General features: G+C 76.3%; 5 protein-coding genes. All 5 read left to right on the top strand.

Translation table 11 applies throughout. From position 1 onward, the window contains the following. Positions 1-14 precede the first annotated feature (14 nt). Genes cobM through ER308_RS09765 form a run of 5 tightly spaced genes read left to right on the top strand, consistent with a single transcriptional unit; the run spans position 15 to position 6,960 of the window. Positions 15-809 carry a precorrin-4 C(11)-methyltransferase gene (cobM, locus tag ER308_RS09785; protein ID WP_205745990.1) on the top strand — a complete coding sequence of 265 codons (795 nt, stop codon included), beginning with the start codon at positions 15-17 and terminating at the stop codon, positions 807-809. Between the two features lie 5 nt (positions 810-814). Next, positions 815-2,080 carry a cobalt-precorrin-5B (C(1))-methyltransferase gene (locus tag ER308_RS09780; protein WP_131154814.1) on the top strand — a complete coding sequence of 422 codons (1,266 nt, stop codon included), beginning with the start codon at positions 815-817 and terminating at the stop codon, positions 2,078-2,080. Further along, entirely contained in the window at positions 2,077-3,423 is a 1,347-nt protein-coding gene (gene cbiE, locus ER308_RS09775; RefSeq protein WP_165491964.1) for a precorrin-6y C5,15-methyltransferase (decarboxylating) subunit CbiE, read from the top strand. Before ER308_RS09780 ends, cbiE begins: the two co-directional genes overlap by 4 nt. After that, complete coding sequence (gene cobJ / locus ER308_RS09770) at positions 3,420-5,819, top strand: precorrin-3B C(17)-methyltransferase (RefSeq protein ID WP_131154813.1); 2,400 nt, start codon at positions 3,420-3,422, stop codon at positions 5,817-5,819. The genes cbiE and cobJ overlap by 4 nt, the downstream gene beginning before the upstream one ends. Beyond that, on the top strand, positions 5,809-6,960 hold the full coding sequence (locus tag ER308_RS09765) for a sirohydrochlorin chelatase (protein WP_131154812.1): 1,152 nt from the start codon (positions 5,809-5,811) through the stop codon (positions 6,958-6,960). The genes cobJ and ER308_RS09765 overlap by 11 nt, the downstream gene beginning before the upstream one ends. The last annotated feature ends 1 nt before the right edge of the window (position 6,961 follow it).

Genomic DNA, 6,961 nt, shown 5'->3' with positions numbered 1-6,961 from the left:
CTCCTCGCGGTCGGGTGACCTTCGTGGGCGCGGGGCCGGGGGCGCCCGACCTGCTCACCCTCCGGGGCCGCGATCGCATCGCCGCGGCCGACGTGGTCATCTACCCCGGCAGCCTCGTGCCCGCCGAGGTCACCACCCACGCGCCTCCCGATGCCGAGGTCCTCGACTCGCGGGCGCAGACCCTGGAGGGACTTGCCGACGTCTACGACCGCGCCCGAGCCGAGGGGCTGCACGTCGCACGCCTGGCGTCCGGCGATCCGAGCCTGTACGGAGCGCTCGTGGAACAGCTCGCCGAGGTCGCCGTCCGCGACCTCGACTGGGAGGTGGTCGCCGGTGTCTCCTCCCTGGGAGCCGCCGCGGCAGCCCTCGGTGCCGAGCTGACCGTGCCGGAAGTGGCGCAGTCGACGATCCTCACCCGCCTGGCAACGGCCACACCGATGCCCGAGGGCGAGGACGTCCGCGCCTTCGCGGCGCACGGCACCACGATGGCGCTCTTCCTCTCGGCCAAGCGCAGCAAGCGGCTCGAGGCCGAGCTGCGCGCCGGCGGCTACCCGCCGGAGACGCCGTGCGCCGTGGTGTACCGCGTGACGTGGCCGGACGAGGCCGTGCACCGCTGTCGGCTCGACGAGCTCGCGGCCACGCTGCGGGCCGGCGGGTACGTCCGCCACACGCTCGTGCTCGTCGGCGACGCGATCGGTGCGACACCCGGCGCGACGCGCAGCCACCTCTACGACCCCGGCTTCCGCCATCATTCCCGTCTCGGTCCCGCGGTTCGGGCGACGGATCCCGGCGGCTCGGGGACCGGGTGAGCGCGGTGAGCGAGCCGACGGATCGCGACGCCGGACGCGCAGCGGCCCCGCCACTGCGAGAACCGGACCTGCCGCGCACGGCCAAGGACCGGCCGGAGGCACGCCGCACCGGCTGGACGACCGGCACGTGCGCGGCGGTCGCGGCGAAGGCCGCGGCACTGCAGCTCGCGGGCCGGGCCGTTCCCCGCGAAGTCGACGTGGCGCTCCCCGAGCCGTTCGAGGGCCGCCTGCGCGTCGCGCTGCCCGTGTCCTCGACCGCGCGCGACGACCGCGACCCGCCCGGATGGGCGGAGGCCGTGGTCGTGAAGGACGCGGGCGACGATCCGGACGTGACCGACGGAGCACACGTCACCGTGCGGCTCGAACGCTCCCCTGACACGGTCGCCCCTGACGCGGTCGCCCCTGACGCGGCCCGCACCGACGCGGTCCGCGAGCCCTCGCTCGCGTTCGCGGCCGGCGAGGGCGTCGGCACGGTCACCAAGCCGGGGCTCGGCCTCGAGGTCGGGGGTCCGGCGATCAACGCCGTGCCGCGCAGGATGATCGGCGGGAGCGTCGGCGAGATCCTGCCCGCGGCGGCGCTGCGGTGCGTGATCTCGGTGCCCGGCGGCGAGCAGATGGCCAAGAAGACCACGAACAAGCGGCTCGGTATCGTCGGCGGGATCTCGATCCTCGGCACGACCGGGGTGGTGCGCCCGTTCTCGACCGCGTCGTGGCGCGCGTCGGTGGAGCAGCAGATCGACGTGCTCGCCACCCAGGGCGGCCGGCAGGTGGTGCTCGCGACCGGCGGGCGCAGCGAGCGCGCCGCGATGCGCCTGCTGCCGGACCTGCCCGAAGCCGCGTTCGTAGAGGTCGGCGACTTCACCGGTGCGGCGCTCCGCCGGGCGGTCGAGCACGGCCTCGAGACCGTGCGGTTCGTCGGGATGGCCGGCAAGCTCGCCAAGCTCGCGGCCGGCGTGATGATGACCCACTGGACCCGCTCCAAGGTCGACCCGGCGATCCTCGCGTGCCTCACCGCCGAGGCGGGCGGACCCGCGGAGACCGTCGCCGCGGTCGAGGAGGCGAACACCGGCCGCCACGCCTACGAACTGTGGACGGATGCGGGGCTCGTCGGTGCGGTCGGGACGCGGCTGTGCGACCGGGTGGCCGACAACCTCGCCCGGTTCGTCGACGGTGCCCTGGTGGCCCATGTCGCGCTCGTGGACTTCGACTCGTTCGGGCTCGTCGCCGCGAGCGCCGGCTGGGACACCCCCGTGCGGGGAGGCGCAGCGTGAGCACTGCGACCGAATCGTGCACGGTGATCGGCCTCTCGTGCGCCCACGACGACCCTGTCGCGGGTCTGTCCGCGGGTGCTCGCGCCGCGCTGGAGCGGGCGGCCGTCGTGGTCGGCAGCGACCGCCAGCGCGCAGCGATCGCGCCGCTCGTGCCCACCGGGACCGAGCAGCTCCCGATCGGCGGGGACCTCGCTGGCCTCGACGTCGCGGGCGACCGGCCCGGGCCGACCGTCGTGCTGGCCTCGGGCGATCCGGGCTTCTTCGGCGTGCTGCGTGCGGTGCGCACGCGGTGGCCCGAACCGGACGCGATCACCGTCGAGCCCGCGCTCTCCTCGGTGCAGGCGGTGTGCGCGGCGGCGGGGGAGCCGTGGGACGACGCGGTCGTCCTGTCCGCGCACGGCCGCGACCCGCGACCGGTGCTGCACGCCTGCCGGCGGCTGGCCAAGGCCGTGGTGCTCACCGGACCCGCGTTCGGTCCCGCCGAGCTGCTCGGCGGCCTCGACGCGCGGCCCCGACGCGCCGTCGTCGGCGAGCGGCTCGGCAGCACCGACGCCCGGGTGCACACCGCGCGCACCCCGGCCTCCCCCGGACCGGCCTCCCCCGGACCGGCCTGGCCCGCCGCCTGGCTCGACGCCGGCGCGTGGCACGAGCCGAACGTCGTCGTGCTCACCGACGAGTCGCCGGAGACCGGCGCGGGTCGCACACGGTCGTGGGCGACCCCCGAGCGGGAAACCCCCACCGCCTGGGCGCTGCCCGAGGAGGCGTTCGATCACCGCGACGGGATGATCACCAAAGCGGAGGTGCGTGCCCTGGCGCTCGCATGGCTGGGTCCCGGCCTGGGCGACCTCGTGTGGGACGTCGGCGCGGGCTCGGGGGCCGTGGCGGTCGAGTGCGCGCGCCTCGGCGCTGCAGCGGTGGCGCTCGACCGCGACCCGGGACAGGTGGCCCGGGCGCGCGCGAACGCGGCGGCCCACGGGGTGCCCGTCGACGCGCGGGAGGGCGCGGCCCCGGGAGCGCTCGCCGACCTGCCCGACCCGGATGCGGTCTTCGTCGGCGGGGGAGGCCGTGAGATCGCCGAGGTCGTGGGCGCTTGCGCGGCGCGAGGGCCCCGGGTGATCGTGACGGCGGTGGCCGCGCTCGAGCGCGTCGCACCGGCGGGGGAGGCGCTCACCGCGGCGGGCTACACCGTCGACGGCACGCAGCTGCAGTCCGCGCGTCTGGCGCCGCTGGGAGAGGCCCGCCGTCTCTCCGCGCAGAATCCGGTGGTGCTGGTGCGGGGCGTCGTCCCCTCCGCGGGCGCCCAGGAGGTCCGGCCAGCGGGCGCATCGGAGGTCCGGCCATGAGGGTCGCGATCCTCGCGGCCACGGACCACGGCGCACGGCACGCGGGCCACCTCGCGGCGGCGCTGCCGGACGCGCACGTGTTCGCAGGACGGCTCGGCGACCGGATCGAGCAGGCGTGGCGGCACGGCGACGGGCTCGTCGTCTGCGGCGCCGTCGGCGCCGCCGTGCGAGTGATCGCGCCGCTGCTCGACGACAAGCACACCGATCCGGCGGTCGTCGTCGTCGACGACGCGGCCCGCCACGCGGTCGTGCTCGCCGGCGCCCACCGCGGCGGCAACGCGCTCGCCGACCGGGTCGCCGACGCGCTCGGCGCGCAGCCGGTGGTGACGACGGCCACCGACACGCTCGGGCGGGCGAGCCTCGACGGGCTCGGCACGGCGTGCGGGGGACGGCTCGACCCGGACGTGGCCGACGTCGCGGAGGTCACCGCCGCACTGCTCGCGGGCACGCGGGTGGCCCGGTGGCGCGAGCAACCGTGGCCGACCGGCCCGCTGCCCGGACCGGTCACCGACGTCCCCAGCCTCGAGGAAGGGGACCCGCCGCTCATCGCCGTCACCGACCGACGGATCGCCGTGCCACGCCCGGCGGTCGTGGTGCGCCCCCCCTCGCTGATCGTCGGCGTCGGCGCGAGTCGCGGGGCCACCACGGCCGAGGTGGCCGCAGCCATCGACGGCGCGCTCGCCGACGCGGGGCTGTCCTCGGCGAGCGTCGCGTCGCTGGCCACGGTCGAGGCGAAGGCCGACGAGCCCGCCCTGCGGGCTGTCGCCGAGGCGCGCGGATGGCCGCTCGAGCTGCACCCCGCGGGGGCACTCGCCCGCGTCCCGGTGCCCAACCCCTCGGAGGAGGCCGCTCGGGCGGTCGGCACCGCGAGCGTCGCGGAGGCCGCGGCGCTGGCCTCCGCGCAGGGCACGCTCGTCGTCGAGAAGCGCCGCTCCGCACCGGAGGCCGGCGCGGCCATGGCCACCGTCGCGGTCGCGCGTCGACCGGCGCGGGGGCATCTGCGGCTGGTCTCCACCGGGCCGGGCGATCCGGCCCTGGTGCCTCAGATGGCCCGGGATGCGCTCGCGGGCGCGGAGGTCGTCGTGGGGCTCGATCAGTACATCGAGCGCGTCCGCGGGTGGCTCCGCCCGGGCTGCGTCATCGACGCGACGCCGATCGGCGACGAGGTCGGCCGTGCCGACCGGGCCATCGCCTCCGCCTTGGAGGGTCGGGTGGTGGTTCTGCTGTCCGGGGGCGACGTCGGAGTGTACGCTATGGCCTCGCCGACGCTGGAGCGGCTCGCCTCGGCGACCGACCTCGAGGTCGACGTGGTGCCGGGCATCACCTCCGCCAACGCGGCGGCCGCCCGGCTCGGGGCGCCGCTCGGCCACGATCACTGCGCCATCAGCCTCTCGGACCTGATGACGCCCTGGGAGACGATCGCGCGTCGGCTGGAGGCCGCCGCCTGGGGCGACCTCACCCTCGCGCTCTACAACCCCCGCAGCCGCGATCGCGACTGGCAGCTACCCGAGGCCCGCCGGCTGCTGCTCGCGCACCGGTCCCCGGACACGCCCGTGGGGATCGTGCGCGACGTGTTCCGCGAGCCCGAGGAGGTCCGCCTCACCACCCTCGGCGAGCTCGACCCCGCGACGGTCGACATGCGCACCGTCGTGGTGATCGGCTCGAGCCGGAGCGTCGTCGTCGGGGGACGGTTCGTGACCCCACGCGGCTACGAGCCGCAGGGGGATCGTGACGACGTCGCCGCCGGCGACGGTCCTGCCCGGGCCGACGACGGTCCTGCCCGGAGCCCCGCGGGCCGGACGGTCCACCCGATAGAGACCGAGTCCTACCGGCGGATGCGCGAGTGGCTCGACCTCACCCACCTGGCGCCGGCGACGCGGGCCGTCGTCGAACGCGTCGTGCACGCCAGTGCCGACCCCTCGTACGTCGAGGATCTCGTCACCGACGAGGCCGCGCTGCGTGCTGGGCGCGACGCGCTGGCCAGCGGCGCGTCGCTCGTCGTCGACGTGCGGATGGTGGCCGCCGGCCTGCGCGCGCGGCTCGATCCGATCGTCGCGATCGACGAGGCCCCGCCCACCGCGCCCGAGGGCTCGACCCGCACCGCGGGCGGCATGCGCCGCGCGCTGACGAGCGCCGGGGCGGGAGCGGTGGTGGTCGTCGGGTGCGCGCCGACCGCGCTGTTCGCCGTCATCGACGCGTGTCGCGAGGACGGCCTCGCGCCGTCACTGGTCATCGGGTTGCCCGTCGGCTTCGTCGACGCCGCCGAATCGAAGGCCGCGTTGCGGGCCAGCGGGCTGCCGAGCTGTTCGAACCACGGCCCCAAGGGCGGCTCCGCGGTCGCGGCGGCCGCCTGCAACGCGCTCGCCGACCTCGTGGAGGTCCCCCATGTCCCCTGATGCCCGACCGAACGGCCTGCACCCAGACGGCGGCTCGAGCGGCCCGAGGGCCCAGGATCCGGCACTGCTCATCGCTGCCCACGGCACGCGCTCGCCGGCCGGGGTGGCCGAATGCGCGGCGCTGGTCGACCGGGTGCGGGCCCGCGCGCCGGAACTGGCGGTCGCGCACGGGTTCATCGAGCTGAGCCCGCCGCCGATCGCCGCCTCCATCGACGAGCTGGTCGCGGCCGGCCGCCGCTCCATCGTGGTCGTGCCGCTGGTGCTCTTCGACGCCGGGCACTCCAAGACCGACGTCCCCGCGGTCGTCAACGCCGCCCGTGCCCGCCATCGCGGGGTGACGTTCACGTACGGACAGGGGCTCGGGATCGATCACGACCTCGTCGCGGCGACCCACGAACGGCTGGCCGACGTGGTACCGGAACCCGAACGGAGCGAGACCGCCGTCCTGCTGGTCGGGCGGGGCGCGACGGACCCCGCGAGCAACGCGGAGGCCCAGCGCCTCGGCCGGCTCCTGTGGGAGGGTCGCAGCTGGTCGGAGGTGGAGGTCGCGTACGTGAGCCTCACCGCACCGCGCGTCCCCGAAGGCCTCGACCGGCTCCACCGCCTCGGCCACACCCGGGTCGCGGTCGTGCCGTACTTCCTCTTCGCGGGCGTCCTGGTCGACCGCATCGGTGAGCAGGCACGGGCCTTCGCGGCCTCCCGGCCAGCGACCGAGGTCCGCGTCGCGGGTCACCTGGGATCGTGCGACGCCGTGGCCGACCGAGTGCTGCAGCGGTATCGCGAGGCCCGGGATGGGCAGGTCCGGCGCGACTGCGACACCTGCGTCTACCGGGTGGAGGTGCCGGGGTTCGAATCGAAGGCCGGCGCGCCGCTCGTGCCGCACCACCATCCCGACGACCCGTCGACGCACGGGCATGGCCCCCACGCCACACGAGATCTCCACACCCACGCAACCCCCGAGGCCCGGGGTGTGGACGGAACCGCCGGTTCTCACTCGCCCTCCGGTCCACACCCCGTGGAGCAGGCAGCCGGTGTGGACCGAACCGGCGGTCCGAACGGGGCCTCCCGTCCACACCTGTCGGATGGCGCGTCCGGCGAACGCATGCGATCGCGTCCCGACCCGCGCGCACCGCGGGAGTAGC

The sequence above is a fragment of the Egibacter rhizosphaerae genome (assembly GCF_004322855.1).
Classification (GTDB): Bacteria; Actinomycetota; Nitriliruptoria; order Euzebyales; family Egibacteraceae; genus Egibacter; species Egibacter rhizosphaerae.
Note: the sequence above shows the minus strand (reverse complement) of the source record. Positions and strands in the feature narration are given on the sequence as shown.

Bases quoted from the DNA above. Each gene is read 5' to 3' on its own strand.
- ER308_RS09765 (WP_131154812.1), top strand. From the start codon at position 5,809: ATGTCCCCTGATGCCCGACCGAACGGCCTGCACCCAGACGGCGGCTCG.
- cobJ (WP_131154813.1), top strand. From the start codon at position 3,420: ATGAGGGTCGCGATCCTCGCGGCCACGGACCACGGCGCACGGCACGCG.